At 65.8% G+C, this 25,131-nt stretch carries 28 protein-coding genes; 5 read left to right on the top strand and 23 right to left on the bottom strand.

All coding sequences use genetic code 11. The annotated features are described in order from the left end of the window. Positions 1–41: 41 nt before the first annotated feature. Positions 42–1,079 carry a GGDEF domain-containing response regulator gene (locus AC07PF_RS16025; RefSeq protein ID WP_494612546.1) on the top strand — a complete coding sequence of 346 codons (1,038 nt, stop codon included), beginning with the start codon at positions 42–44 and terminating at the stop codon, positions 1,077–1,079. Positions 1,080–1,125: 46 nt separating this feature from the next. After that, positions 1,126–1,797: a mechanosensitive ion channel family protein gene (locus AC07PF_RS16020; protein WP_494612545.1), complete on the top strand. Its 672-nt coding sequence runs from the start codon at positions 1,126–1,128 to the stop codon at positions 1,795–1,797. Positions 1,798–1,816: 19 nt separating this feature from the next. Here the strand turns inward: AC07PF_RS16020 and nagZ are convergent, their stop codons facing one another. The 22 genes from nagZ to AC07PF_RS15910 form a co-directional block, all read right to left on the bottom strand. Continuing rightward, positions 1,817–2,926, bottom strand: a complete 1,110-nt coding sequence (gene nagZ, locus AC07PF_RS16015; RefSeq protein WP_494612544.1) for a beta-N-acetylhexosaminidase — start codon at positions 2,924–2,926, stop codon at positions 1,817–1,819. 65 nt (positions 2,927–2,991) lie between these two features. Then, a complete protein-coding gene (acpS, locus tag AC07PF_RS16010) occupies positions 2,992–3,387 on the bottom strand; it encodes a holo-ACP synthase (RefSeq protein ID WP_007857074.1) in 396 nt (131 codons plus the stop codon). An 11-nt stretch (positions 3,388–3,398) separates the two neighbouring features. Beyond that, positions 3,399–4,154 carry a pyridoxine 5'-phosphate synthase gene (locus AC07PF_RS16005; protein WP_494612543.1) on the bottom strand — a complete coding sequence of 252 codons (756 nt, stop codon included), beginning with the start codon at positions 4,152–4,154 and terminating at the stop codon, positions 3,399–3,401. Between the two features lie 14 nt (positions 4,155–4,168). After that, entirely contained in the window at positions 4,169–4,936 is a 768-nt protein-coding gene (gene recO / locus AC07PF_RS16000; protein WP_494604603.1) for a DNA repair protein RecO, read from the bottom strand. A gap of 67 nt (positions 4,937–5,003) precedes the next feature. Next, on the bottom strand, positions 5,004–6,014 hold the full coding sequence (gene era, locus AC07PF_RS15995) for a GTPase Era (RefSeq protein WP_007857071.1): 1,011 nt from the start codon (positions 6,012–6,014) through the stop codon (positions 5,004–5,006). Further along, positions 6,011–6,694, bottom strand: coding sequence for a ribonuclease III (rnc, locus tag AC07PF_RS15990; RefSeq protein ID WP_108016326.1), 684 nt, complete (start codon positions 6,692–6,694; stop codon positions 6,011–6,013). The genes era and rnc overlap by 4 nt, the downstream gene beginning before the upstream one ends. Continuing rightward, entirely contained in the window at positions 6,694–7,059 is a 366-nt protein-coding gene (locus AC07PF_RS15985; RefSeq protein ID WP_007850118.1) for a DUF4845 domain-containing protein, read from the bottom strand. Before AC07PF_RS15985 ends, rnc begins: the two co-directional genes overlap by 1 nt. Before the next feature lie 38 nt (positions 7,060–7,097). After that, a complete protein-coding gene (gene lepB, locus AC07PF_RS15980) occupies positions 7,098–8,072 on the bottom strand; it encodes a signal peptidase I (protein WP_145696860.1) in 975 nt (324 codons plus the stop codon). Further along, positions 8,072–9,880 (bottom strand): translation elongation factor 4, encoded by a 1,809-nt coding sequence (gene lepA / locus AC07PF_RS15975; RefSeq protein ID WP_007850122.1) that lies wholly within the window; start codon positions 9,878–9,880, stop codon positions 8,072–8,074. Before lepA ends, lepB begins: the two co-directional genes overlap by 1 nt. Positions 9,881–10,402: 522 nt before the next feature. Next, entirely contained in the window at positions 10,403–11,875 is a 1,473-nt protein-coding gene (locus AC07PF_RS15970) for a Do family serine endopeptidase (RefSeq protein ID WP_494612542.1), read from the bottom strand. A 108-nt stretch (positions 11,876–11,983) separates the two neighbouring features. Next, positions 11,984–13,078 carry a MucB/RseB C-terminal domain-containing protein gene (locus tag AC07PF_RS15965; protein ID WP_494612541.1) on the bottom strand — a complete coding sequence of 365 codons (1,095 nt, stop codon included), beginning with the start codon at positions 13,076–13,078 and terminating at the stop codon, positions 11,984–11,986. Positions 13,079–13,107: 29 nt separating this feature from the next. After that, the gene (locus tag AC07PF_RS15960) at positions 13,108–13,761 is read right to left on the bottom strand and encodes a sigma-E factor negative regulatory protein (RefSeq protein WP_007848146.1); all 654 of its coding nucleotides are present in this window, start codon (positions 13,759–13,761) and stop codon (positions 13,108–13,110) included. A gap of 58 nt (positions 13,762–13,819) precedes the next feature. Next, complete coding sequence (gene rpoE / locus AC07PF_RS15955) at positions 13,820–14,449, bottom strand: RNA polymerase sigma factor RpoE (RefSeq protein WP_035201873.1); 630 nt, start codon at positions 14,447–14,449, stop codon at positions 13,820–13,822. A 14-nt stretch (positions 14,450–14,463) separates the two neighbouring features. After that, positions 14,464–14,967, bottom strand: coding sequence for a hypothetical protein (locus AC07PF_RS15950; RefSeq protein ID WP_007848150.1), 504 nt, complete (start codon positions 14,965–14,967; stop codon positions 14,464–14,466). Between the two features lie 110 nt (positions 14,968–15,077). Continuing rightward, positions 15,078–16,322 carry a beta-ketoacyl-ACP synthase II gene (gene fabF / locus AC07PF_RS15945; RefSeq protein ID WP_007848152.1) on the bottom strand — a complete coding sequence of 415 codons (1,245 nt, stop codon included), beginning with the start codon at positions 16,320–16,322 and terminating at the stop codon, positions 15,078–15,080. Positions 16,323–16,370: 48 nt separating this feature from the next. Next, a complete protein-coding gene (acpP, locus tag AC07PF_RS15940; RefSeq protein WP_003058049.1) occupies positions 16,371–16,610 on the bottom strand; it encodes an acyl carrier protein in 240 nt (79 codons plus the stop codon). A 103-nt stretch (positions 16,611–16,713) separates the two neighbouring features. Continuing rightward, a complete protein-coding gene (gene fabG / locus AC07PF_RS15935) occupies positions 16,714–17,463 on the bottom strand; it encodes a 3-oxoacyl-ACP reductase FabG (RefSeq protein WP_007848198.1) in 750 nt (249 codons plus the stop codon). Further along, the gene (gene fabD / locus AC07PF_RS15930) at positions 17,460–18,410 is read right to left on the bottom strand and encodes an ACP S-malonyltransferase (protein WP_494612540.1); all 951 of its coding nucleotides are present in this window, start codon (positions 18,408–18,410) and stop codon (positions 17,460–17,462) included. The genes fabG and fabD overlap by 4 nt, the downstream gene beginning before the upstream one ends. A 56-nt stretch (positions 18,411–18,466) precedes the next feature. Then, positions 18,467–19,444: a beta-ketoacyl-ACP synthase III gene (locus AC07PF_RS15925; protein ID WP_145696855.1), complete on the bottom strand. Its 978-nt coding sequence runs from the start codon at positions 19,442–19,444 to the stop codon at positions 18,467–18,469. Then, positions 19,444–20,496 (bottom strand): phosphate acyltransferase PlsX, encoded by a 1,053-nt coding sequence (plsX, locus tag AC07PF_RS15920; RefSeq protein ID WP_145696854.1) that lies wholly within the window; start codon positions 20,494–20,496, stop codon positions 19,444–19,446. The genes AC07PF_RS15925 and plsX overlap by 1 nt, the downstream gene beginning before the upstream one ends. Before the next feature lie 108 nt (positions 20,497–20,604). Beyond that, positions 20,605–20,787, bottom strand: a complete 183-nt coding sequence (gene rpmF / locus AC07PF_RS15915) for a 50S ribosomal protein L32 (RefSeq protein ID WP_005794249.1) — start codon at positions 20,785–20,787, stop codon at positions 20,605–20,607. Between the two features lie 98 nt (positions 20,788–20,885). Further along, a complete protein-coding gene (locus tag AC07PF_RS15910; RefSeq protein ID WP_007848215.1) occupies positions 20,886–21,437 on the bottom strand; it encodes a YceD family protein in 552 nt (183 codons plus the stop codon). Positions 21,438–21,462: 25 nt separating this feature from the next. Here AC07PF_RS15910 and AC07PF_RS15905 point away from each other — a divergent pair, with 25 nt between their 5' ends. The 3 genes from AC07PF_RS15905 to AC07PF_RS15895 are packed head-to-tail and all read left to right on the top strand — an operon-like array spanning position 21,463 to position 24,071. Beyond that, positions 21,463–22,062: a Maf family nucleotide pyrophosphatase gene (locus AC07PF_RS15905; RefSeq protein ID WP_007848227.1), complete on the top strand. Its 600-nt coding sequence runs from the start codon at positions 21,463–21,465 to the stop codon at positions 22,060–22,062. Then, positions 22,059–22,874 carry an SAM-dependent methyltransferase gene (locus tag AC07PF_RS15900; RefSeq protein ID WP_494612539.1) on the top strand — a complete coding sequence of 272 codons (816 nt, stop codon included), beginning with the start codon at positions 22,059–22,061 and terminating at the stop codon, positions 22,872–22,874. The genes AC07PF_RS15905 and AC07PF_RS15900 overlap by 4 nt, the downstream gene beginning before the upstream one ends. Positions 22,875–22,889: 15 nt before the next feature. Beyond that, entirely contained in the window at positions 22,890–24,071 is a 1,182-nt protein-coding gene (locus AC07PF_RS15895; protein ID WP_494612538.1) for a toxin-antitoxin system YwqK family antitoxin, read from the top strand. On the opposite strand, the gene AC07PF_RS15890 is transcribed toward AC07PF_RS15895, so the two are convergent. Continuing rightward, complete coding sequence (locus tag AC07PF_RS15890; protein WP_494612537.1) at positions 24,072–25,112, bottom strand: S49 family peptidase; 1,041 nt, start codon at positions 25,110–25,112, stop codon at positions 24,072–24,074. Positions 25,113–25,131 lie beyond the last annotated feature (19 nt).

Raw genomic sequence — 25,131 nt, 5'->3', positions numbered from 1 at the left:
GGCTGCTGCCCATCTCCTGAGCTTCGCACCAAGGAGTCACCGTGCCATTCACTCCCAGCAGCGCGCCCTACCCCGCCACGGCCACCGGGCCCTCGTCCCGCAACAGCTTCTCGGTCCTGGTGGTCGAGGATCAGAACTCGGTGCGGGCAGCCCTGGTGGCCGAGTTGCGGCAGGCCGGGGTGGCGAAGATCTTCGAGGCACCCGAGGGCTCGGCGGCGCTGCACCTGTTCAAGGCGCAACGCCCGGACCTGGTGCTGCTGGACATCAAGTTGCCCGGCAAGGACGGCTACTGGGTGGCGCAGCAGATGCGCGAGAGCGAGGCCGGTGACTGGACGCCCATCATCTTCCTGTCGGGCCTGGACAACGAGCTCGACGTATGGCGCGGCATCGAGGTGGGGGGCGACGACTACCTGGTCAAACCCGTCAGGCCCATCGTGCTGATGGCCAAGCTGCGCGCCATGCAGCGCCTGCTGGACATGCGCCGGCGGCTGGTGTCGGTATCGGCCGAGCTGCACGTGGCCAACCAGCGCCTCAACGAGATGGTGGAGGTGGACGCGCTGACCGGCCTGGTGAACCGCCGTGGCTTCGACCGCATGCTGCACAACGAGATCCTGTCGGCCCGGCGCGATGGCACGCCACTGACGCTGATGCTGTGCGACCTGGACCATTTCAAGCGCTTCAACGACGCCAGCGGGCATGTGCAGGGAGATGCCTGCCTCAAGGAGGTGGGCCGGCTGCTGCGCGAAGTGTGCGTGCGGCCGCGCGATGTCGCATCGCGCTATGGTGGCGAGGAATTCGCACTGATCCTGCCCAACACCCCGCGCTCCGGCGCCATGACTTTTGCACGCGCGCTGGGCCAGTTGCTCAAGGTGCGCGGCGTCGCACACCCGGATTCCCCGCTGGGCGATGCGCTCACGCTGTCGGGCGGCATCACCACCTGCGTGCCCGATGACAGCACCAATGCCGAGAGCATGATCATGCGTGCCGACCAGGCCCTGTACGCGGCCAAGGCCCAGGGTCGCAACCGCTTTTTCAGTTTCGAGATGCAGATGGATACCGTGGAGCAGTTGCGCAGTTGATGGCGATATTTCCTGTTGTTGTTTCCGGGCCTCGCGCTCTTTTCCCATGGCCAGCACTGGTCTGCATGTTTTGAAAACACGTCTGCCCGACTGGGTGCAGGACTGGCTCGAGGTGATCGTGCCCGGCCTGCAGATCCTGCTGATCATTTTCGTGGCCTGGCTGCTGCAGCGCCTGCTGAGGCGCCTGGTGGCGCGTGCCGCCGCCCACTACCAGTTGCCCGACGAGTTGCTGGTGCCCATCAAGGGGTTGATCCGCTGGACCATCGTGGCCAGCGCCTTCCTGCTGGTACTCGAGCGCATGGGGGTGTCGGCCACCGTGCTGTGGACAGCCCTCACGGGCTTTGCCACCGTGGGTGCCGTGGCCTTCTTCGCGGCCTGGAGCGTGCTCTCCAACCTGTTCTGCGCACTGCTGATCTTCACCGTGCGGCCGTTCCGCGTGGGCGACTACATCGAGGTGCTGGACACGGCCGAGAAGCCCGGCGCCAAGGGCCGGGTGGTGGACATCAACCTGCTGTACACCACGCTCGAAGACCACCTCCATGCAGGTCCGGACGGTACCTGGCTGCAGATACCCAATGCCCTGATCTTCCAGCGCGTGATCCGGCGCTGGAGAGGACCGCCGCCCGCAGCGGCGGAGTCCGCAGCGCCGGCAATGCCCGCGCTGCCCGCGAACTCCGCACCGGTGCAGGAGTCCCCTCCCGCCACGCCCGCGCCCTGAGCCGGGACGGCGGCGCAGTTCAGGGCAGCAGGTCGAGTGCCTGCAGGTAGGCCGGCTGGTACATCAGGTCGTCCCAGGCCTGGGGAAGGGTTTCGGGCAGCAGGGCGATGCGGCGCGCTTCGCTGTCCACGCTGGGCTGCCAGCGGCCCTTCGCCCGGGCCTCGGCCAGGCCGTCGAGCAGTTCGTCCACCGCCTTGCCATCGCCCACACTCTGGTTGCACAGCAGCACCAGGTCGCAGCCGGCGTCCAGCGCGGCCAACGCGCCATCGGTGTAGCTGACCAGCTGGCCGTCCAGGCGGCGGGCGCCTTCCATGCTCAGGTCGTCGCTGAAGATGGCGCCGTCAAAGCGCATCTCGCGGCGCAGGATGTCCTGCAGCCAGCGCCTGGAAAAGCCGGCCGGGCGGCTGTCCACCTTGGGGTAGATCACGTGGGCCGGCATCACGCTGGTGAGCGTGCTGCTGAGCCAGGGGTACGGGGCCGCGTCATCGGCCAGGATGGCCTTCTTGCTGCGGGTGTCCACCGGCACCTCGGTGTGCGAATCGGCCCGGGCGAAACCATGGCCGGGAAAATGCTTGCCGCAATTGGCCATGCCGGCCTGGAGCAGCCCGTGCATGAGGCTCTTGGCCAGCAGGGATACCACGCGCGGGTCGCGGTGGAAGGAGCGGTCGCCGATCACGCCACTGCGCGAGCCGGCAGCCTCTTCCTGCCAGTCGAGATCGAGCACCGGGGTGAAGGAGAAATCCACACCGCAGGCGCGCAGCTCGGTGCCCAGCACATAGCCAGCGGCCGTCGCGGCATTGGTCGCGCGCAGGGCGCCGCTGCCGGGTACCGCCTTGGCGCCCTTGCCATCGTCCATCCACATCGCGCCCAGGGCGCGCATGGGCGGCAGGTGGGTGAAGCCATCGGTGCGAAAGCGCTGCACGCGGCCGCCTTCGTGGTCCACGCAGATCAGGAGATCGTCGCGCACGGCCTTGATGGCGCTGGTCAGGGACAGCAGCTGGGCGCGGTTGTCCCAGTTGCGGGCGAACAGGATCACGCCACCCGTGAGCGGGTGGGCCAGGCGGCGGCGGTCGTCGGCGCTGAGGGACGTGCCGGCCACATCGAGGATGACGGGTGCGTGTTCGGTCATGGACTTGTGAGAATCAGAAGGAATGGGGATGGGCAGGTGCGCCAGGGAAAGCGCCCCCACAGGTATCAAGGCGCTTTTTCGACCACGCAGAAGCTGGCCGCGTAGTCGGTCTCGTCGGTCACGCTCAGGTGGGCCTGCAGGCCGCGCTCCTCGAACCATTCCTTGAGCGCGCCGTGCAGCACGATCACGGGTTGGCCTGATGGCAGCTTGGCCACTTCGCAGTGGCGCCAGGTCATGGGCATGCGCATGCCGAGGCCGATGGCCTTGCTGAAGGCCTCCTTGGCAGAAAAGCGGGTGGCCAGGTAGCGCAGGCCCCGGTCCGGCCAGCGAGCGGTGCGGGCGCGCCAGGTGGCGAGCTCGCCCGCGGACAGCACCTTCTCGGCAAAGCGGTCGCCATGGCGCTCCAGGCTGGCCTTGATGCGGCGCACGTCGCAGATGTCGGTGCCGATACCGTAGATCATGGCTGCAGTGCTCAGGCGGCCGCGATGCAGGCGTTGTAGGCCCGCACGGTGGCCGCATAGCCCAGCTCCAGCGCGTCGGCGATCAGCGCATGGCCGATGGACACCTCGAGCACGCCGGGCACCCCGCGCACGAAGGCGGTCAGGTTGTCGCGGTTGAGGTCGTGGCCGGCATTGACGCCCAACCCGGCATCCAGGGCCGCCTGGGCGGCGGCGCGGTAGCGCTCCAGCTGCGCTGCCTGGTCGGGCGTACCCCAGGCGGCGGCATAAGGCTCGGTATAGAGCTCGATGCGGTCGGCCCCCACGGCCCTGGCGGCGGCCATGGCCTCGGGTGTCGGGTCCATGAACAGGCTCACGCGCACGCCCAGGGCCCTGCATTCGGCAATCAGCGGTGCCAGGCGCTCGGCATCCTGAGGGAAGCTCCAGCCATGGTCGCTGGTGAACTGGTCTTCGCTGTCGGGCACGAAGGTCGCCTGGTGCGGACGCACCTGGCGGATGAAATCCATCAGGTTCTGCGAGGGGTTGCCCTCGATGTTGTACTCCCGGTCGGGCCAGGCCTTCATGAGCTCGGCCAGCTGGAACACGTCGTGGCTGCGGATATGGCGTTCGTCCGGGCGGGGATGCACGGTGATGCCCCGGGCACCGGCCTCCAGGCACACCTGCGCCGCGCGCGTGACGCTGGGAATGCCCAGGTGGCGCGTGTTGCGCACCAGGGCGACCTTGTTGACGTTGACCGACAAAGCGGTGCGATGCGACGGGAGTTGTGCCATGGAAGGTTCGTAGATCAGAGGGTCTGCAGATCCATCATGAGCTGGCGGGTGCGCAGCGTGGGACTGCCGCAATGGTATTGCAAGAGCGCCCGCAGCTGGGGCTTGAGCTCGGCGGCCACCGGCGCACAGGCACGCAAGGTGGCCGTGTAGCTGGATGCGCTGGTGTCGAGTGCTGCCTGCAGGGCCTGCCACTGGCTGCCGGGCAGCGCGACACGGTCGCCCGATGAGGCCGTACGCAAGCCCCCTTCGGCCACCAGCGTGTAGCGTGTGCCGGGGTGCAAGGGCTCCAGGGTCATGGTCTGCGCATCCAGGCTGGGCAACAGGCCGATCTCACGCAGCAGCAGCAGCTCGAAGCTGCGCAGCACGGGCTCGAGCGCATCGCCATGCTCGCTGGCGAGCACGCGCACCACCCCGGCATAGGCATCGAACAGCGCGGTGTGCGCATCGGCCCGCGCGAGCAGGCGCAGCAGCAGCTCGTTGAGGTACATGCCCGACAGCAGCGCGTCACCCGTGGGCATGACATGGCCGCCCACCCACTCGGCCCCCTTGAGGGTGTGGATGTCGGCCGAACCATCGCCCGACAGGGTGTAGGTGAGCAACAGCGGCTGCAACGGCAGCAGCACCGGCCGGAAGTTGGAAGTGGGCTTCTTGGCGCCCTTGGCGACCAGGGCGACCCGGCCCTGGCGGCGGCAGAAGACCTCCAGAATCAGGCTCGACTCGCTCCAGTCGTAACTGTGCAGCACGAAGGCGGGCTCATCGGAAATGCGCTTGGCAACGGCCACAGGCAGCCCTCAGTCAGGCCGAAGGCGCAAACGCACCACGGCGTCGACAACCAGGGCGGTCATGCCCTCACTCGTAGCCGAACGAACGCACGCGCGCTTCGTCGTCGGCCCAGCCCGAGCGCACCTTGACCCAGAGCTCGAGGAACACCTTGGCGTCCATGAGTTTTTCGAGCTCCTGTCGGGCCTCGGTGCCGATGCGCTTCAGGCGCTCACCCTTGTCGCCGATGACCATCATCTTGTGGTTGTCGCGCTCGACCACGATGGTGGCGGCGATCTTCACGAGACGCTTGTGCTGCTTGCTGGCCTCTTCCTCGAATTTGTCGATGACGACGGTGGAGGTGTAGGGCAGTTCATCGCCGGTGAAGCGGAACAGCTTTTCGCGCACGGTTTCGCTGGCCAGGAACTTCTCGCTGCGGTCGGTGAGCTCGTCCTCACCATACCACCAGGCCTGCTCGGGCAGGTACTTGGCGCAGATGCCGAAAAGGCGCTCTATGTCGCCCTTGTTCTTGGCCGACATGGGCACGAATTCGGCGAACGGGTGGCGCTCCTGCATGCTTTTGAGCCAGGGGGCCAGTTCGGCACGGCGGTTGACCATGTCGAGCTTGTTGGCGATCAGCAAGGTGGGAATGCCGGGCTTGAACAGCGACAGCACCTTGGCATCGGCCAGCGTGAAGTTGCCGGCCTCGACGACGAAGAGGATCAGGTCCACATCACCGATCGCGCCCATCACCGTCTTGTTGAGCGACTTGTTGAGCGCCGTGGCGTGGCGGGTCTGGAAACCCGGCGTGTCGACGAAGACGAACTGGGTCTGCTCGCGCGTGCGGATGCCCGTGATGCGGTGGCGCGTGGTCTGCGCCTTGCGCGAGGTGATGCTGATCTTCTGGCCCACCAGGGCGTTGAGCAGCGTGGACTTGCCCACGTTGGGCTTGCCGACGATGGCGATCACGCCGCAGCGCTGGCCTTCCACCGCAGCAGCCGGCACCCGCGCCCCGGCCAGCATCGCCTCCAGGTCGGCGGGCGACTGGGCGCCCGGTGGCTGGCTGGAATCGCCGGCCGGTTCGTTGGTGGCGTCGTTCATAGGTTCTTTGCTTTCAGTGTGGCCAGCATGGCGGCCGCAGCGGCCTGCTCGCCGGCACGGCGGGAGCCGCCGATGCCACGCTCGGTCAGGCCCAGTTCGGGAATATCGCACTCGACATCGAATGTCTGGCGGTGCGCCGCCCCCACGGTGGCCACGACGGCATACTGGGGGAGCTTCATTTTGCGGCCCTGGAGCCACTCCTGCAACGCGGTCTTGGCATCCTTGGACGCGGCCTGCATCTGCGGGTTGATCTCCATGGCCTGGAACAGGCGGTGGACCAGGGCCTCCGCCTGGAGGTACCCGGCATCGAGGTACACCGCACCGATCAGCGCCTCCAGCGCGTCGGCAAGGATCGAGGGGCGCTGGTGTCCGCCGGATTTGGACTCCCCCTCGCCCAGGCGCAACACCTCGGACACGCGCAGGCGCAGGGCCAGCTGGTGCAGCGTGTCCTGCTTGACGAGGTTGGCCCGCACCCGCGAGAGATCGCCTTCGGGCAGTGAACCCAGGCGCTGGTACAGCAGGCTTGCCACCGCCAGGTTCAAGACGGAGTCCCCGAGAAACTCCAGCCGCTCATTGTGGTCGGCCGAAAAGCTGCGGTGCGTGATGGCACGTTGCAGCAGCGAGGGGTCGGAAAAGGGGTGCTGCAGGCGGTCCTGCAACGCTTGGAGACTGGGGGACACTACTTGGTCTGTCCCTCGAGGCGGTAGACAAGAAACGCTGGGCCAACGAGAGGGATTTCACGCGAGTACTTGAAACTCACGACGGTCTTGTCACCGCGCTTGCTCACCTCCAGGTCTTTGCCAGAGATGGAGCTGATGTTGTCAATTGTGCCGGCTCGGTCGAAACTCGCGCGGACTCCCGGCACCGTAGTCTCTTCCCTGGCCGCCTTGGCCGCGGCCTTGTTGATGGCCTGGTACTCCAGAAAAATCGGCAACGACTGCCCGCCGATGGCAAACGCCGCCACGCAGATCAGGCCGATGAAGACCACGCCGATGAAAGACAGGCCACGCTGGCGCGAGCGGCTGGCGAAACGATGGATATGCATGCTCTCCCCTCTCAATGTTGATGGAAATGGGCTATCGGTCAATGAAAAGGCCCGATGCGCTTGAGATTACCGAAATTCATCCAGACAAAAAAGGCCTTGCCCACGATATTGGCGTCCGGCACGAAGCCCCAGTAACGGGAGTCCAGCGAATTGTCGCGGTTGTCCCCCATCATGAAATAGTGGCCCTCGGGCACCTTGCAAACCACGCCTTCGACACTGTAGCGGCAGTTCTCGCGGTACGCAAAATTGCTCGCGCCCTGGATGAAAGCAGGGACCTCGGGATTGTTCAGCAGCCGGTGGGCCTTGCCGTCCAGCTGCTCCTCCAACTGTTTGAAGTAGCGCATGCTGTCTTCCTCGAAGAAGTCCGGCGCATTGGTGGTGGGCACCGCCTGCCCATTGACGGTCAGGCGCTTGTTCAGGTAGGCCACTTCGTCGCCCGGCACGCCGATCACGCGCTTGATGTAGTCGAGGTTGGGCTGGGGCGGGTAGCGGAACACCATCACATCGCCACGCACCGGCTTGTTGCCCTCGATGATCTTGGTGTTGATCACGGGCAGGCGCACGCCATAGGTGAACTTGTTGACCAAGATCAAGTCGCCCACCAGCAGCGTCGGAATCATCGAGCCCGACGGAATCTTGAAGGGCTCGAACAGGAAGGAGCGCAGCACGAACACCGCCGCGATCACCGGGAACAGGCCGGCCGTCCAGTCCAGCCACCAGGGCTGCATGAGCAGGCGACCCTGGGCTTCCTGCACATCCACGTCCACCTTCTGGATGCCCATGCGGTCGAGTTCGGCCCGGCGCTGCACAGCCGCGTCTTCGATCGCCTGGGCCGCACGGCGGCGCTGGGGCAGAAAGTACAGGCGCTCCGCCAGCCAGAACGCCCCCGTGACCACCGTGGCCAGGAACAGCAGCAACGCAAAATTGCCCTCGATGAGGCCAAAGTACCAAGAACCCATGTAACCGACGAAGGCCGCCAGGATGGCCGCCGTGAGAATTTGCATGAACTGCATCAATCTTCCACCTGCAAAATGGCGAGGAAGGCCTCCTGGGGCACCTCGACCGAACCGATCTGCTTCATCCGCTTCTTGCCCGCCTTCTGCTTTTCCAGAAGCTTGCGCTTGCGGCTGATGTCACCGCCGTAGCACTTGGCCAGCACGTTCTTGCGCAACGCCTTGATGGTCTCGCGGGCGATGATGTTGGCACCGATGGCGGCCTGGATGGCCACGTCGTACATCTGGCGGCTGATGATCTCGCGCATCTTGCCGACCACAGCGCGGCCGCGGTACTGCGACTGCGAGCGGTGCACGATGATGGACAGCGCATCGACCTTCTCGCCATTGAGCAGGATGTCGACCTTGACCACGTCGGAGGCGCGGTACTCCTTGAACTCGTAGTCCATCGAGGCATAGCCGCGCGAGACCGACTTGAGCTTGTCGAAGAAGTCGAGCACGATCTCGCCCAGGGGCATCTCGTAGGTCAGCATGACCTGGCGGCCGTGGTAGGCCATGTTGATCTGCACGCCGCGCTTCTGGTTGGCGAGTGTCATCACCGGGCCCACGTAGTCCTGGGGCATGTACAGGTGCACCGTGACGATGGGCTCGCGCACCTCTTCCAGACGGCCCTGGTCGGGCATCTTGGAGGGGTTCTCGACCATGACCGTCTCGCCGTCTGCGCGCACCACCTGGTAGACCACACTGGGTGCGGTGGTGATCAGGTCCTGGTCGAACTCGCGCTCCAGGCGTTCCTGCACGATCTCCATGTGCAACAGGCCCAGGAAGCCGCAGCGGAAACCGAAGCCCAGCGCCTGGCTGACTTCGGGCTCGTAGTGCAGCGAGGCATCGTTGAGCTTGAGTTTTTCGAGCGCGTCGCGCAGCGAGTCGTATTCGCTGGCTTCCGTCGGATACAGGCCGGCAAACACCTGCGGCTGGATTTCCTTGAAACCCGGCAGTGCTTCAGTGGCCGGCCCGGCATTGTTGGGCAGCTTCTTTTCCAGGGTGATGGTGTCGCCCACCTTGGCGGCCTGCAGCTCCTTGATGCCGGCGATGATGTAGCCCACCTGACCCGCATCAAGGGACTCGCGTGGCTCGTTGGCAGGGGTGAAAACGCCCAGGTTGTCCGCGTTGTACACAGCCCCCGTGGCCATCATCTTGATGCGCTCGCCCTTGAGCAGACGACCGTCGACGACACGCACCAGCATCACCACGCCGACGTAGCTGTCGAACCAGCTGTCGATGATCATGGCGCGCAGCGGACCGTCGGCATTGCCACGCGGCGCAGGCACCTTGGCCACGATGGCTTCGAGGATCTCGTCGATGCCCATGCCGGTCTTGGCCGAGCAGGGAATCGCATCGGTCGCGTCGATGCCGATCACGTCCTCGACCTCGGCCTTCGCGTTGTCGGGATCGGCATTGGGCAGATCCATCTTGTTGAGCACGGGCACCACTTCGACGCCGAGGTCCAGCGCGGTGTAGCAGTTGGCAACGGTCTGTGCTTCCACACCTTGCGATGCATCGACGACGAGCAGTGCGCCCTCGCATGCAGACAGCGAGCGGCTCACCTCGTACGAGAAGTCCACATGGCCCGGCGTGTCGATCAGGTTGAGGTTGTAGACCTGTCCATCACGCGCCTTGTACTGCAGCGCAGCGGTCTGCGCCTTGATGGTTATCCCACGCTCTTTTTCGATGTCCATCGAGTCCAGAACCTGGGCCTCCATATCGCGGTCCGCAAGGCCGCCGCATCGCTGGATCAAGCGGTCGGCCAACGTCGACTTGCCATGGTCGATGTGCGCAATGATGGAAAAATTTCTGATGTGGTTCATCAACGGGAAGCGTCAAGTAATTGAATTAAAACGGCGCGCACAAGAAAAAAGGGCGCGTCGAGTGGCGACGCGCCCTGAACCAACAATCATTGGCAACTGCGATAGTTGGATCTTCATTGTAGGCAAAAAGCGTGTCGGGAGCAGCCCGGCACTGGCATGAAAAGGGTCGTTGCCTGACTGCAACAGGGATTTTATACACAGTTTATTCACAGATTCAAGCCACGCATCGATGAACAACTTGTGGGTGAGCTGTGGATCAGCTGTGCATGAGCACGGTACATCCCGCATGGTGGAGCAGGCGCCGTTCAATATGCACATAATGGTTGAACAAGCACCCGTATTCTATCGAAACTGGTTGATGCACTGACCAAGAAGTTAGCGAGAGCTAACCTTTCAATTTTTTTTCGACCCTTGGCGCAGGCTTGCTTCCGGTGGGATTTTTGGCAAAACCCCACCGGAGTCAGAGGGAATAGCCCTCCTGAAACCGCCTTGTGCGCACGGCCGCCAGATGGCCTTCTTTCCTCAGCGCAGAGGCCGGATCACTGCGTACTGGGCCCACTCGCCACGTCGGTAGAGCACGCTCAGGGGCTTGCTCTTGTCTGCCTTGGACACCACTGCTTCAAAGTCCTTGAGGCTTGCGACCTCCGTGTTGGCAACCGAAAGGATCACGTCGCCCTCGCGCAGGCCCGCACGCGCAGCAGCATCAGTGGCCGAAGCCACGGCCACGCCCCCCTTGAGCTTGAGCTCCTTCTTCTGCGCGTCGGTGAGCTCGAGGACGGACAGGCCCAGCTGCTGGGCCGCTGCCGATGCCTTGGGCTTCTCCTCTTTCGGCTCGGCCGCCTTGGCCACCGGCTTGTTGTCGGGTTCGATCTCGGCGATGGTGACGCTGAGGTCGCGCGAGCTGCCGCGGCGAAACACCGTGATGGAGCTCTTCGTGCCCGGCTTGGTGTTGCCCACCAGGCGCGGCAGGTCTGCCACCTTCTCGATGGGCTTGCCGTCAAAGCGCGTGATGATGTCACCCGCCTCGACCCCCGCCTTGTCCGCGGGCGAGCCCGATTCCACACCCGTGACCAGCGCACCCTGCGCCTTGCCCAGACCGATGGTCTCGGCCACGTCCTTGCTGACGTTGCCGATCTGCACGCCGATGCGGCCGCGCGTCACCCGCCCCGAAGAGCGCAGCTGTTCGCTGACGCGGATGGCCTCGTCCATCGGGATGGCGAACGAGATGCCCATGAAGCCGCCCGAGCGCGAATAGATCTGGCTGTTGATGCCCACCACCTCACCCCGCATGTTGATGAGCGGACCACCGGAGTTGCCGGGATTGATGGCCACGTCGGTCTGGATGAAGGGCAGGTAGTCGCCGGTGTCGCGCGCCTTGGCACTCACGATGCCCGCCGTGACGCTGTTTTCCAGGCCGAAGGGCGAGCCGATGGCCATCACCCACTCCCCGACCTTGAGGCGGCTCACGTCGCCCACCTTCACGGCCGGCAGGCCGGTGGCATCGATCTTCACCACGGCCACGTCGGTGCGCTTGTCGGCGCCCACGACGCGGGCCTTGAACTCCCGCTTGTCGGTCAGCGTCACGATGACCTCGTCGGCGCCATCGATCACATGGGCATTGGTCATCACGAAGCCATCGGCCGTGAGGATGAACCCCGAACCTACGCCGCGCGGCTGTGCCTCCTCTTCCTGCTGGGGGCGCTGGGGACGTTGCTGGCGCGGCATGTTGGGGATCGGCACGCCGAAGCGGCGAAAGAACTCCAGCATCTCCTCATCCATGCCGTTGGCCGAGCGCTCCGACGCTTTCTCGCGTGTGCGGATGTTCACGACCGAGGGCCCGACCTGGTCCACCAGATCGGTGAAGTCCGGCAGACCTCGAACCACCGCGGACTGCGCCATCGCCACGCCCTGGGGCAGCACTGCCACGCTGGCCACCGCTGCCACCATGCCGGACATGGCCAGGGCACGCAACATACTCCCGTCAAACTTGGACATCATCGACCTTTCATGAAATGTGGGGGAACGCCTCAATGTGTCACTGCATGTGAAAGGGGGGACGGCAAATGGTTCCCGAAATCCTCCACCCCGGTGGGCAGCCCTGGCTCAGCGCACACGCTCCAGCGCACCCACGAACAGGCGCAGCGTCTGCATGGGGACTTCGCCCACGGCCGTCACCCAGGCCTCGGACGCCATGCGCTGGCCCAGCATCTGCGTGGCGCCCACGCTGCCCAATTGGCCTTGCGTGCCATGCCGCCTCACATCGAAGGGCTCAATGAACAGTGACACCGTCGCCAGGCCATCGGAATACAGGCACTGCAGCACCGGCGCAGCCTCTGCGGGCCCCGCAGCCGCCAGCCGCTTGTGGCAGCTTTGCGGCACAAAGCCGGTCACCGGCTGCCGCAGGCGCCAGCCCTCCTCCAGCGCTGTGGTCTTGGCCGCAGCCGGGGCGATCACCTTGTAGCCCGACACATCGTCCATCATGCGCGCGAGCTTATCCATGGACACGGAGGCGTTAAAGTCGAGCTCGGAGAACGCCGCCTGCTCCAGCACCCTGCCGTCCGTTGCCAGGGTCTGCATCTTGACCACCAGGCCCGACCCCCTTTCGCTCCAGATGCGGTAGCCGAAACGCAATGCATCGAGCGGCTTGAACCAGACCACATCGGCATCCAGTCCCGCCACGCGCTCCTGCCCGAGCACCTGGGCTTCATAGTGCTTGGCCAGGGAGGTGCCTTGCACCGACGGCAATTGCGGGAAAAGACCCCGCGCATCCCCGCGCTCCGTGCGCACGGTGCGCTCCTCGGGCAAAAAGGTGCGCACCTCGTCGTTGCGCCGAAAGACCTTGCGCGGCGTGCCGCTCAGGCCATCCACGCGCTCAAGTTGCTGCTTGCCATCGCAGGCATTCCAGATGCGCGAGCTGAACATGGCGCCCGACGACGACAGCACCACGAAAGTGCCGACATAGGAGCGCTTGCGCGGCGCCTCGTGCATGCGCTCGATCCATTGGGCGATATCCCGCGCGGGGGTCACCACCGACATCGGCGGCAACGCCGATGCGGACGGCCCTTGCGCGGGCTGGGCCTGGGCGCACGGCACCGCACCCACGACCGCCAAGGCCGCACCCATCCACAACACCACACCCGCGATCATTCGGCGCCACCACCGGCTTTCCGTGGCACCCACCAGGGCAAGATCAGGCATCAATCCGATTCCAAGGCAAGCGGCAGCTGTCAGCGGCTGGGCGAGGCAAACGTGGCGTTGCGCAGGAAGCCCGCAGGCATCTGCAGCGCCGAGGTGCTGCCGAATTGCTTGTGGGCAGCCAGCAGCTCATCCAGGCGCGGATCGCGGATCATGACCTGCTGCCCCTCGTTGTCGGCCACGGCGACCAGGGGCGCGGATGGCAGCAAGCCCTGGGGCTGCTGCGACGCCTGGATCACCGGCACCCCGGAAGACGCCAGCTGCGGACCAGACGCCCCGCGCCCACCCTGCAACGCACCGACCGACGACCACCCGATGGCCGCCACGGCCGCCAGGGAGGCCACACCGGCCACCATCTTCCAGCGGAACACCGAGGCGTTGGCTGCCGGCAGCTGCGCCTGCGCCACCACGGCCAACCCGGATTCGGGCGCCAGGGCCACCGGACGCTGCACCGGGGCCTCCTGGGCCATCTGTTCGCGCAGGCGCGACAGCAGCACGCTGCTGCCATCGGCACGCGCCAGTTCGTTCGAACGCAGCACATCACCCACCAGGTGGTAGAGCTGCCACGTGGCCAAACCTTCATCGTCGCCCGTGCACGCCATGGCATCCGCAAACGCATCACCGTGCAATTGGCCATCGGCCAGTGCCGAAATCTGTTCGCGCTTCGCTGTCACATCATTGTTCATGGTTTCACCTGCATATCCGTCACCGAACACTGCTTCACCCTTGCCGTACACCACACCATCACCACCTTTTACCCGTCTGGTTTTCCAGCATCGGGCGCACGCGGGCCGAAATCGCCTCCCGCGCACGGAAAATACGCGACCGCACCGTGCCTATGGGGCACCCCATGGCGGCAGCGATCTCTTCGTAACTGAGCCCCTCGATCTCGCGCAGCGTCACGGCCTGGCGCAAATCCTCGGGCAGCGCCTCCATGGCGGCATTCACCGCCTGGGCGATTTCATTGGCCGCCAGCACCGTTTCAGGGGTCTCGTCGCTGGTTAGTTCATGCCCGACACGAGAAGTTTCATCTTCGTCATCGGCACCCCTCAGGGCATTTTCCGAAACCACCGGGTTGCGCTTCATGTCCATCAGCGCCTTCTTGGCCGTATTCACGGCAATCCGGTACAGCCAGGTGTAGAACTGGGCGTCCCCCCGGAACTGGTGCAAGGCCCGGTAGGCGCGGATGAAGGTTTCCTGCGCAATGTCCTGGATGATGTCCGTGTCGCGCACCATGCGGCCGATCAGGCGCTCGATGCGGCGTTGGTACTTGATGACCAGCAGCTCGAACGCCCGCTGGTCGCCCGCCACCGTGCGCTCCACCAATTGAAGATCGCTGTTGTCGGGTACAGGAGGCGGCGTTTGGGCAGTCATCAAATGGGGGTTCTTCACGCCTCTCGGCTGTGGATCGGCGCGAACTCGGCAGCACCCACGGTGCCCGTTCCGGCGCGCGAATATACCGCACGGCGCAGATCGGGCCAGCGCTCGGGCTGTTGGCGGCACTCCAGCCACAGCCAGGTGCGCGCTCGCCCGGGGGTGGCATGGGCACACACCCACAGATGGTCCTGCAGGTCCCACTGCACCTCGGGCGCGCCTTTCAAGGGCATCGGTGAGCCCCCAGGGAGCAGGCGGTCCAGCCACCATTGCTGGCCATCCCAGCGCAGCTCCCCGCAAAACTGGCCGAGCCACCAATGCCAGGCCGCCGCCACTGCGGCCAGCCAGGCGGCAGCACCGGCAGCGGCCACGAGCGCGCCCCGACCCGCTCCCACCAGCCACCAGGCCAGCAATGCTGCGCCCCCGGCCAGCGCCAGTGCCGCCAGCACGCCCCCCACGGCACGGCTGCGCCGCACCGGAAAGCGCACGGCAGGAGCACGGCGTGCCGTGGAACTCATGGAAGAAAAAGGAAGCGCGGGGCCATCATCGCCCTGCAGTTTGCCGCAAACCGCCGGCCAGCGCGCACCGCAGCCCCACGACAGGGGCCCGGCACGGAGGCAGCGGCCGCTCAGACCCGCTTGAACACCAGGGAGCCGTTGGTCCCGCCGAAGCCGAAGTTGTTCTTGAGCGCATAGTCCATCTTCAGATCACGGGCCGTATTGGCGCAGTAATCGAGGTCGCACTCGGGGTCCTGGTTGAACAGGTTGATGGTCGGCGGCACCTTCTGGTGGTGCAGCGCCAGCACGGTGAACACGCTTTCGATCCCGCCCGCGCCACCGAGCAGGTGGCCCGTCATCGACTTGGTGGAGCTGACCACCGTCTTGTAGGCGGCATCGCCCAATGCGGCCTTGATGGCATTGGTTTCATTGAGGTCGCCCAGGGGCGTGGAGGTGCCGTGCGCGTTCAGATAGCCCACGTCCTCGGGGTTGATGCCGGCGTTGCGCATGGCGCTGATCATGGCGCGGCGCGGGCCGTCCATGTTCGGTGCGGTCATGTGGCCGGCATCGGCGCTCATGCCGAAGCCGCTGAGCTCGGCATAGATCTTGGCGCCACGGGCCTTGGCATGCTCGTACTCCTCGAGCACCAGCACGCCCGCGCCTTCACCCAGCACGAAACCATCACGGTCCTTGTCCCAGGGGCGCGATGCCGTCTTGGGATCATCGTTGCGGGTGGACAGTGCACGCATCGCGGCAAAGCCGCCGATGCCCAGTGGGGACACCGTGGATTCCGTGCCACCGGCAATCACCACGTCAGCGTCGCCGTATTCGATCATGCGGCCACCCTCGCCGATGCAGTGCAGGCCTGTCGTGCAGGCCGTCACCACCGCCAGGTTCGGGCCCTTGAAGCCAAAACGCATGGACACATGGCCCGCCACCATATTGATGATGGAGGCCGGCACGAAGAACGGCGTGATACGCCGTGGTCCGCGGTTGGTCAGCTCGGCATGGGTGTCCTCGATCAGCGGCAGGCCACCGATTCCGGATCCGATCACACAGGCGATGCGCGTGGCGAACTCGTCGTCCAGCGCCTCTCCGGTGGGCAGCCCCGCATCCTGTATGGCCTGCGCTGCCGCAACAATGCCGAAATGGATGAAGGTGTCCATCGAGCGCGCATCCTTGGCGCTGATGTACGACTCCAGGTCAAGCCCCTTGACCTCCCCCGCAATCTTGCAGGCAAAGTTCGACGCATCGAACTTGGTTATGAGGTCAATGCCGGAATTTCCGGCGAGGACATTGGCCCAGGCATCTGCCACCGTGTTTCCCACGGGGCTGACGCAACCCAGGCCGGTCACGACAACGCGACGACGGCTCATGCGTAAAAACCTTCTGCTGATCGCTCAAGTCAGGCGCGGTGCGCCGGCTCAGGCCTTCTGATGGGTGTTGGCGTAATCGATGGCGTTTTGCACCGTCGTGATCTTCTCGGCGTCTTCGTCAGGGATCTCGATGCCGAACTCGTCTTCCAAGGCCATCACCAGTTCCACCGTGTCGAGCGAGTCGGCACCGAGGTCTGCCACGAAGGCCTTTTCATTGGTGACTTGGGACTCTTCCACACCGAGTTGTTCGGCAATGATTTTTTTGACGCGTGCTTCGATATCGCTCATGGTTTCCCTCTGGGGGTTGTGAATGAATCCGCGATTCTAGCCGCTTCAGGAGAAGCCCCTCAGCAGCCCGCCGTCCGGATGAACCGGCGTTATCTTTCAACAATTACATGTACATGCCGCCATTGACATGCAACTCCTGCCCGGTCACATAGCCTGCTTCGCGCGAAGCGAGGTAGGCGACCGCATGTGCGATGTCCGAAGGCTTGCCCAGATGGCCCAGGGCGATCTGCGTTTGCAGGGCTTTTTGCTGCTCTTCAGGCAGGCCGGCGGTCATGTCGGTCTCGATGAACCCGGGGGCCACGCAGTTCACAGTGATGCTGCGGCTGCCCAGTTCACGCGCCAGCGCGCGCGTCATGCCGGCCACGCCGGCTTTTGCAGCAGCATAGTTGGCCTGGCCTGGATTGCCCGATGCACCGACCACGCTGGTGATGCTGATGATGCGTCCGAAGCGCTGCTTCATCATGGGGCGGATGGCAGCCCGGCTCACGCGAAAGACCGCCTTGAGGTTGGTGTCCAGCACCGCATCCCAGTCATCGTCCTTCATGCGCATGGCCAGGGTGTCGCGCGTGATGCCGGCATTGTTCACCAGCACGTGCAGGCCGCCCTGCTGCTTGACGATGGCATCGATGGTGGCCTCGATGGCCGCACCGTCGTTCACATTGAGATTGACACCCTTGGAGCCCGGGTAGGCCGCCAGCGCCGCAGAGATGCGCGCAGCGCCATCGTCGGTGGTGGCCGTGCCGACCACCTGGTAGCCGCGCACCGCCAGCTCCAGCGCGATCGCCGCGCCAATGCCGCGCGACGCGCCGGTGACCAGCGCCACCTGGGCGGGTTGTTGAACAGAATCCGTCATGCCAGCAACTCCCGTGCTTCGGCCAGCGAGGCCGCGTCAAATACTGCGGCACCGACCAGCTCGGGGTCGATGCGCTTGGTCAGGCCGGCCAGCACCTTGCCGGGGCCACACTCCACGATGTGCGTCACGCCGCGCGCCTTGAGCGCCTGCACGCATTCCACCCAGCGCACGGCACCAAAGGCCTGGCGCACCAGCGCATCGCGGATCGCGTCGGCATCGCTGTGCACCGCCACATCCACGTTGTTGACCACGGGAATGGCGGGTGCCGCCAGCGCCACGCTGGCCAGCGCCTCGCGCAGCTTGTCGGCTGCGGGCTTCATCAGGCTCGAATGAAAAGGCGCCGACACCGGCAGCAGCAGCGCGCGTTTGGCACCAGCCGCCTTGAGCACCTCGCAGGCCTTGTCCACGGCCGCCTTGGTACCGGCGATCACGGTCTGGATGGGGTCGTTGAAATTCACGGCCTCCACCACCTCGGCACTGCCGGGGCCGAACGCAGCCACCGCCTCGGCGCAACCGGCGATGACCCTGGAAGCCTCCATGCCCAGGATGGCGGCCATGGCGCCAGTCCCCACAGGCACGGCCTCCTGCATCGCGGCAGCACGCAGGCGCACCAGGGGCGCCGCCTGCGACAGCGTCAGCACACCCGCAGCAACCAGCGCGGAGTATTCACCCAGCGAGTGCCCGGCCAGCGCGACGGGCGCAGCGCCCCCCTCGGCACGCCACACACGCCACGCCGCCACACCGGCGGCCAGCATCACCGGCTGGGTGTTGGTGGTCAGGGCCAACGCCTCCTTGGGGCCTTCCTTGATCAGGAGGGCAATATCTTCACCCAGGGCATCCGAGGCCTCGCGCAGGGTCTCGGCCACCGCGGGGTGATCACCCCAGCCGTCGAGCATGCCGACCGACTGCGAGCCCTGCCCGGGAAAAACAAATGCAAATGACTTCATGCCAGCACAGATAGAAGAAAGGAATCGGGTACTGCAGGCCGCGCGCAGGCGGCAGGCTACAGCTTCAGGAGCACGGCGCCCCAGGTGAATCCACCGCCAACGCCTTCGAGCAGCAGCGTTTCACCCTTCTTGACCTGCCCGCTGCGCACCCCGTGGTCGAGCGCCAGCGGAATGGAGGCCGCCGATGTATTGCCATGCTGGTCCACCGTGACCACCACCTTGTCCATCGGCAGCTTGAGCTTGCGGGCCGTGCCCTGCATGATGCGGATGTTGGCCTGGTGGGGAATCAGCCAGTCCACATCGGCCTCGGTCAGGCCGGCCTTGGCCAGCACGGCGTGGGCCGCCTTTTCAAGCACCCCCACGGCCAGCCGGAACACGGCCTGGCCATCCATCTTGAGCACGGGATCGCCGAGCACCTGGCCACCCGAGACATTGCCCGGCACGCACAGGATGCCGACATGCTTGCCATCGGCATGCAGGTCGCTCGACAGGATGCCCGGCGTGTCGGACGCCTCCAGCACCACGGCCCCGGCGCCATCACCGAACAGCACGCAGGTGGTACGGTCCTTGAAATCCAGGATGCGGCTGAACACCTCGGCGCCGATCACCAGGGCGCGGTTGGCAGCGCCGGTCTGGATCATGGCATCGGCCACCGACAGCGCATAGACGAAGCCGCTGCACACAGCCTGCACATCGAAGGCCGGGCAGCCATTGGCACCCAGCTTGTTCTGCAGAATGCAGGCGACCGAAGGAAACACCATGTCCGGCGTGGACGTGGCGACGATGATCAGATCGATGTCCTTCGCTTCCAGGCCCGCGGCCGAGAGGGCATTGCGGGCCGCTTCCAGACCGAGGTCGCTGGCCGCCACGTCGGGGGCCGCAAAATGCCGCGCCCGGATTCCCGTGCGCTCGACGATCCACTCGTCCGAGGTTTCGATGCCATCGCGGGCCAGCTCGGCCACCAGGTCGGCATTCGTGAGCCGGCGCGGTGGCAGGTAGCTGCCAGTGCCGGTGATGCGGGAATAGCGTCTCATTAATGTGTCGTCGCCGCTGCAGGCCGGGGCTGGGCATCGGCAGGGGCCAGGAGCGGCGCTGCGTGCGCAATCCGGGCCCGGACACGGTCGAGCAGGTTGTTGCGGGCTGCATCATACGCCCGGTTCAGCGCCTGCTCGAAGGCCATGGCGTCGGCCGAGCCGTGGCTCTTGAACACCAGTCCGCGCAACCCGAGCAAGGCGGCGCCGTTGTAGCGCCGGTAATCCATGCGGGCCATGAGCGCTTTTAGCACCGGATAAGCGATGATGGCAGCAGCTTTGGTGAAGATGTTCTTGGAAAACTCATTCTTGAGCCCACCAATCACCATGGCCGCAACCCCCTCGCTGGCCTTGAGCGCCACGTTGCCGACAAATCCGTCACAGACCACGATGTCCACCGTGCCCTTGAAGATGTCATTGCCTTCGACGTTTCCGTAAAAGTTGAGATCACCCGCTTCGGCCGCAGATCGCAGCAGTTCACCCGCTTTTTTGATAACTTCGCTGCCTTTGATGATCTCCTCACCAATATTGAGCAAGCCAACGGTCGGCTCCCCGCCATCATCGCGCAGGGCCGACACCAGGGCCGAGCCCATGACCGCAAACTGCAGCAGGTGCTCAGCCGAGCAGTCCACATTCGCCCCCAGGTCCAGCACCGTGGTGGCGCGCCCCTGGTTGTTGGGCAGTTGGGTGGCAATCGCGGGCCGGTCGATACCGTCCAGGGTCTTGAGCAGGTAACGTGCAATGGCCATCAAGGCGCCGGTGTTGCCAGCCGAAACCGCTGCCGCTGCCGTGCCATCCTTGACCTGCTGGATGGCCACACGCATGGAAGAGTCTTTTTTACGGCGCAGGGCCACCTCGACGGGATCGTCCATGGCCACCACTTCGGTGGCGGGGACGATGGTGGCGCGGTCGTGGGAAAAATCGTGCAGACTGTCCGCCAGGCCGACCAGCAGCAAGCGGGCATCCGGGTGATTGCCAAGGAACTGACGGCACGCCGCGAGCGTGACGCGGGGGCCGTGATCGCCCCCCATGCAGTCAACAGCCAGTGTGATCATGGGCGACTTGTCCGGCCAACAGCGCGGGCCGGAAGATGGATACAACGGTCAAAACAAAGGCCCGCGCTACAAACTCAGTAGCAACGGGCCTTTGAGGGGTACTGAAGATCAGGCTTCAGACTTGTTCTTGAGCACCTGGCGGCCACGGTAGAAACCGTTGGGGCTGATGTGGTGGCGCAGATGGGTTTCGCCGGTGGTAGGTTCCACAGCAATGCCCGGCACATTCAGGGCATTGTGCGAACGGTGCATACCGCGCTTGGAAGGGGACTTTTTGTTTTGCTGAACGGCCATGATGGCTCCTGGTCTTAAATAGGTTGGTAAATACGCGATGGGCCCATAGAAGACACGAGGGGATTCGCGCGAAGCCCTCGATTATAGCCCAAATGGATTCAGTGCTTGTGGCTGTCTTTTTTGAGGCCTGCCAGCGCCGCAAATGGATTGGGCTTGTCCGCGTTCGCTTCCTCGAAGTCGTCGTCCGACGATGCCAGCGGCACGGCCGTAGGGCACTCGTCGTGCTTGGGCACCACGGGCAGCGCCATCAGCAGCTCGTCCTCGATCAACTCGTGCAGGTCGAACTCGCGGCTCATGGCCAGCAGGTCTTCTTCGCTCTCGTCGTCGAGGGCCTCGGCCGTGGCCTCGTCGGCCACGAAACGGAAGGCGCGGTCCACCTCCAGCGGCACGTCCACGGGCGTGAGGCAGCGCTGGCATTGCATCGGGAAGGCGGCACGCACCTTGAGCACCAGCCACACCTGGCTGGCACCACCGAGCGCCGTGCGCACTTCTCCCTGTGCCTGCCAGTCCACCAGCAGGTCGGGATGCAGGCCCCGGGCCTCCTGGGCCAGGCGCTCATACTTCAAAAGGGAATCATGGCCGGCCAGGCGCGCGCCAGCCAAAGCAAACGCCTTGACGTCGAGCCGGTCCACTGAGAATTCCTTGGTCATGGCGGCAGTGTAAGAGAATCAGCGAATGCATCAATCCCCCGCCCTGCAACGCCCTGTGGTATTGGGCTCCACCTCGCGCTACCGGCGCGAACTGCTGTCCCGCCTGAACCTGCCTTTCGAAGTCGCCTCGCCCGAGGTCGACGAGACCCCCGCCCCCGGGGAAGCCCCACGCGATCTGGCCCTGCGCCTGGCCCTGGCCAAGGCCCGGGCCGTGGCACGCCTTCATCCCGAGGCCGTGGTCATCGGTTCCGACCAGGTGGCGGACCTGGCGGGCCAGCCCCTGGGCAAGCCTGGCACCCATGAGCGCGCCGTGCAGCAACTGCGCCAGATGCGCGGGCAGACCGTGATTTTCCAGACCGCCGTGGCCACCGTGTGCCAGGCCAACGGCTTCGAGCAGGTGGACATCGCCCCCGTGGAAGTGCGCTTTCGCGATCTGTCGGACGAGGAGATCGAACGCTACCTGCGCGCCGAACAGCCCTACGACTGCGCCGGCAGCGCCAAGAGCGAGGGCCTGGGCATCGCCCTGCTCGACGCCATCCACAGCGATGACCCCACAGCCCTCATCGGCCTGCCGCTGATCCGCACCTGCCGCATGCTGCGCGCCGCCGGGGTGGTCCTGCCATGAGCACGCGCCCCGCCACACCCGTGGACGCGCCCGCCCATGCCGCCGCCAGCGGCACGCTGTACCTGGTGCCCGCCCCGCTCGATTTCGGCTGCGACGTGGAGATCCCACTGCAGGAGGCCCTGCCCGCCGGCACCATGCAGCAGGCGGCGCAGCTCACCCACTGGGTCTGCGAGAACGCCAAGAGCACCCGTGCCTACCTGAAGCGCATCGATGCCCTGCACCCCTTGGCCGCCCCCCTGCAGCAGCAGCAGATCACCGAATTGCCGCGCGAGGTGCACAAGAAAGGCGACCACGGCGACAAGGGCTCGGCCCATTTCGACGCCAAACCCCTGCTGGCGCCCGCCCTCGCCGGCCATGCCATGGGCCTGGTCAGCGAGGCGGGCATGCCGGCCGTGGCCGACCCGGGCTCGTCCGTGGTGCGCGCCGCACACGACCTGGGTATCCCCGTCGTGCCGCTGGTGGGCCCGGTCTCGCTGCTGCTGGCCCTGGCCGCCAGCGGCCTCAACGGCCAGAGTTTCGCCTTTGCCGGCTACCTGCCGCAGGACGGACAGGAGCGCACGCAGCGCATCCGCGAACTCGAGTCCCTGGCACTCAAGACCGGCCAGACCCAGCTCTTCATCGAGACGCCCTACCGCAACCCCGCGCTGTGGCAGGCCCTGGTACAGACCCTGCAGCCCCACACCCGCCTGGCCCTGGCCAGCGGGCTGACCCTGCCCGACGCGCAGATCCGCAGCCAGCTCGTGCGCCAGTGGCGCGCCCAGCCCCTGGCACCCGGCAACCGCACGCCCATGGTGTTCGCCCTGGGCCGCTGATCCCTCCTTCACGCCATGCAACGCCTGCCCGCCCTCCTGCTTCTGGCCCTGGGCACCTGCGCCACGGGCGCAAACGCCATCATCCGCTGCGAATTCAACGGCAAGCCGGTCAACCCCAACAATGGTGCCGAAACCGCCGGCCTGACCGGCCTGCTGCGCTGCCGCGACGAGAACACCGGCCTGCTGCAGCGCGAGCAGGAGCTCAAGGACGGCAAGTACCTGGGCAAGGAACGCTTTTTCGACCGGGAGGGCAAGCTGCTGCGTGAGCGCAGCGTGAACGAGCGCGGCAACAGCCAGGGCCGCGTGGCCGAGTTCTGGCCCAACGGGCAGCTCAAGCGCGAGGAATTCGCCGAGAACGGCAGCACCGCCGGGGTGGTGCGCCGCTTCGATGCCAATGGCCGGCCCGAGCGCCTGTCCTTCCACACCGGCGGGCAGGAGCAGTTCGTCATCGAATACAACGCCGCCGGCCAGCCCACGCGCCTGCAGTGCCCGCGCACCAGCGTCCTGCCCGAAGACCGCAAGCTTTGCGGCTTCGAGGGCGCCGCCGACACCCCGCTGTTCACCAGCGCGGGTGCCAAGACTGGCCAGGTGCGCTACGACCAGGGCCGGCTGCTGCTGTCCACCGAATGGACGGGCGAGGGCCTGGTCGCGCAGCAGATGCTCTTCGAGGAAGGCCGGCGCGTGCACCGCAGCTTTTTCACCGAGGGCGGCAAGAGCGTGCTGCGCGAGGAGCGCATCTTCCTGCCCGACGAACAGCGCTTTCTGCGCGACACCCGTGGGCCACTGCACAGTCTGCGCCGCTTCGGCAGCACCGGCCAGTTGACCGAGCAGCACAGCTATGCCGACGGACGCGAGGTGCTGCTGGAGCGCTGGTACCTGAACGGGGCGGCGCGCGAGCGCTCGACCATGACCGGCACCGGCGAGGCCGCCCGCATCCAGCGCGAACTGCGCGACGACGAGGGCCGGCTCACGCGCAAGGAAACACTCACCGAACAGCAGCAGCGCACCGGCGTGCAGCAACTGTTCTACCCCAATGGCCGCCTGGCCCAGGAAGACCGCTACACCGCGCCCGACGCCCGGGGCCGCACCCGGCTGGAGGCGCGCAAGCAGTGGGATGACTCGGGCAAGCTGCTGGCCGACGACACCATCCTCGAAGACGGCTCACGCCAGCGCAAGGCTGGCGGACGGGACTCCTGATCAGCGCAGCTGCGGCCCGGCAGACATCACGGCCTTGGCCGCGCCGATGCCCATGGCCGCGCCGAAGCGCTTGGCCAGGCGTTCGGCCACATTGTCACGGCGGGTGTAGTCGATGATCTCCTCGGCCTTGACCACTTCGCGCGCCACGAAGTCGAGGTTGCCGAGCTTGTCGGCCAGGCCCATCTCCACGGCCTGCTGGCCGGTCCAGAACAGGCCGCTGAAGGTCTCTGGCGTGGTCTTGAGCCGATCGCCCCGGCCCGCCTTCACCACGGCGATGAACTGCTGGTGGATCTGGTTGAGCATGGCCTGCGCATACTCGCGCTGCTTTTCGGTCTGGGGACTGAAGGGATCGAGGAAGCCCTTGTTCTCGCCCGCGGTGAGCAGGCGGCGCTCCACACCGAGCTTTTCCATGATGCCGGTGAAGCCGAAGCCATCCATCAGCACGCCGATGCTGCCCACGATGCTGGCCTTGTCCACGAAGATCTCGTCGGCCGCTGCCGCAATGTAATAGGCAGCCGAGGCGCAGGTCTCCTCGACCACGGCATACACCGGCTTGTTGTACTTGGCCTTCAGGCGCACGATCTCGTCATTGATGATGCCGGCCTGCACCGGGCTGCCGCCCGGCGAGTTGATCAGCAGCACCACGGCCTGGGAGCCCTCGTCCTCGAAGGCGCTGCGCATGGCCGCCACCACGAACTCGGCACTGGCCTCGGCCCCCGAGGCGATCTCGCCCTTGACGTCCACCACCGCCGTGTGCGGCGTGCTCTTGCTGGCGCCCGTCGATGCCTGGCGCATGGCCCCCCAGGCCAGCGCGACGATCAGGAACAGCCATGCGAAGCGGAAAAAGATCTTCCAGCGCCGGGCCGAGCGCTGCTCGCTGAGCGCCGCAAAGGCCAGCTTCTCCAGCGTGGCACGCTCCCAGCCGGGCTCCTGCGCCGCCGCGCGGGCGCCGGACGGGGCGGCCGATTGCGACCACAGGTCCTGCGAAGGGGGAAAATTCTTGTCGGAACCCGGGGTTCCGGGCTGTTGCGGATCGGTCATTTCAGGCCTTTTGAGACAC

The sequence above is a fragment of the Acidovorax sp. GW821-FHT10A04 genome (genome assembly GCF_059415825.1).
Note: the sequence above shows the minus strand (reverse complement) of the source record. Positions and strands in the feature narration are given on the sequence as shown.

Excerpts from the sequence above, each read along its gene's own strand:
- rpmF (WP_005794249.1), bottom strand. The coding sequence starts at position 20,787 with ATGGCCGTTCAGCAAAACAAAAAGTCCCCTTCCAAGCGCGGTATGCAC.
- nagZ (WP_494612544.1), bottom strand. The coding sequence starts at position 2,926 with ATGACCGAACACGCACCCGTCATCCTCGATGTGGCCGGCACGTCCCTC.
- fabG (WP_007848198.1), bottom strand. The coding sequence starts at position 17,463 with ATGACGGATTCTGTTCAACAACCCGCCCAGGTGGCGCTGGTCACCGGC.
- acpS (WP_007857074.1), bottom strand. The coding sequence starts at position 3,387 with ATGATCTACGGTATCGGCACCGACATCTGCGACGTGCGCCGCATCAAG.
- AC07PF_RS15965 (WP_494612541.1), bottom strand. The coding sequence starts at position 13,078 with ATGCCTGATCTTGCCCTGGTGGGTGCCACGGAAAGCCGGTGGTGGCGC.
- AC07PF_RS15900 (WP_494612539.1), top strand. The coding sequence starts at position 22,059 with ATGAGCACGCGCCCCGCCACACCCGTGGACGCGCCCGCCCATGCCGCC.
- AC07PF_RS15970 (WP_494612542.1), bottom strand. The coding sequence starts at position 11,875 with ATGTCCAAGTTTGACGGGAGTATGTTGCGTGCCCTGGCCATGTCCGGC.
- era (WP_007857071.1), bottom strand. The coding sequence starts at position 6,014 with ATGAACGACGCCACCAACGAACCGGCCGGCGATTCCAGCCAGCCACCG.
- AC07PF_RS16005 (WP_494612543.1), bottom strand. The coding sequence starts at position 4,154 with ATGGCACAACTCCCGTCGCATCGCACCGCTTTGTCGGTCAACGTCAAC.
- AC07PF_RS15950 (WP_007848150.1), bottom strand. The coding sequence starts at position 14,967 with ATGAGTTCCACGGCACGCCGTGCTCCTGCCGTGCGCTTTCCGGTGCGG.
- AC07PF_RS15905 (WP_007848227.1), top strand. The coding sequence starts at position 21,463 with ATGCATCAATCCCCCGCCCTGCAACGCCCTGTGGTATTGGGCTCCACC.
- fabF (WP_007848152.1), bottom strand. The coding sequence starts at position 16,322 with ATGAGCCGTCGTCGCGTTGTCGTGACCGGCCTGGGTTGCGTCAGCCCC.
- AC07PF_RS16020 (WP_494612545.1), top strand. The coding sequence starts at position 1,126 with ATGGCCAGCACTGGTCTGCATGTTTTGAAAACACGTCTGCCCGACTGG.
- acpP (WP_003058049.1), bottom strand. The coding sequence starts at position 16,610 with ATGAGCGATATCGAAGCACGCGTCAAAAAAATCATTGCCGAACAACTC.
- AC07PF_RS15890 (WP_494612537.1), bottom strand. The coding sequence starts at position 25,112 with ATGACCGATCCGCAACAGCCCGGAACCCCGGGTTCCGACAAGAATTTT.
- plsX (WP_145696854.1), bottom strand. The coding sequence starts at position 20,496 with ATGATCACACTGGCTGTTGACTGCATGGGGGGCGATCACGGCCCCCGC.
- AC07PF_RS15985 (WP_007850118.1), bottom strand. The coding sequence starts at position 7,059 with ATGCATATCCATCGTTTCGCCAGCCGCTCGCGCCAGCGTGGCCTGTCT.
- lepA (WP_007850122.1), bottom strand. The coding sequence starts at position 9,880 with ATGAACCACATCAGAAATTTTTCCATCATTGCGCACATCGACCATGGC.
- AC07PF_RS15925 (WP_145696855.1), bottom strand. The coding sequence starts at position 19,444 with ATGAGACGCTATTCCCGCATCACCGGCACTGGCAGCTACCTGCCACCG.
- AC07PF_RS15910 (WP_007848215.1), bottom strand. The coding sequence starts at position 21,437 with ATGACCAAGGAATTCTCAGTGGACCGGCTCGACGTCAAGGCGTTTGCT.
- AC07PF_RS15960 (WP_007848146.1), bottom strand. The coding sequence starts at position 13,761 with ATGAACAATGATGTGACAGCGAAGCGCGAACAGATTTCGGCACTGGCC.
- AC07PF_RS15895 (WP_494612538.1), top strand. The coding sequence starts at position 22,890 with ATGCAACGCCTGCCCGCCCTCCTGCTTCTGGCCCTGGGCACCTGCGCC.
- fabD (WP_494612540.1), bottom strand. The coding sequence starts at position 18,410 with ATGAAGTCATTTGCATTTGTTTTTCCCGGGCAGGGCTCGCAGTCGGTC.
- rpoE (WP_035201873.1), bottom strand. The coding sequence starts at position 14,449 with ATGACTGCCCAAACGCCGCCTCCTGTACCCGACAACAGCGATCTTCAA.
- lepB (WP_145696860.1), bottom strand. The coding sequence starts at position 8,072 with ATGCAGTTCATGCAAATTCTCACGGCGGCCATCCTGGCGGCCTTCGTC.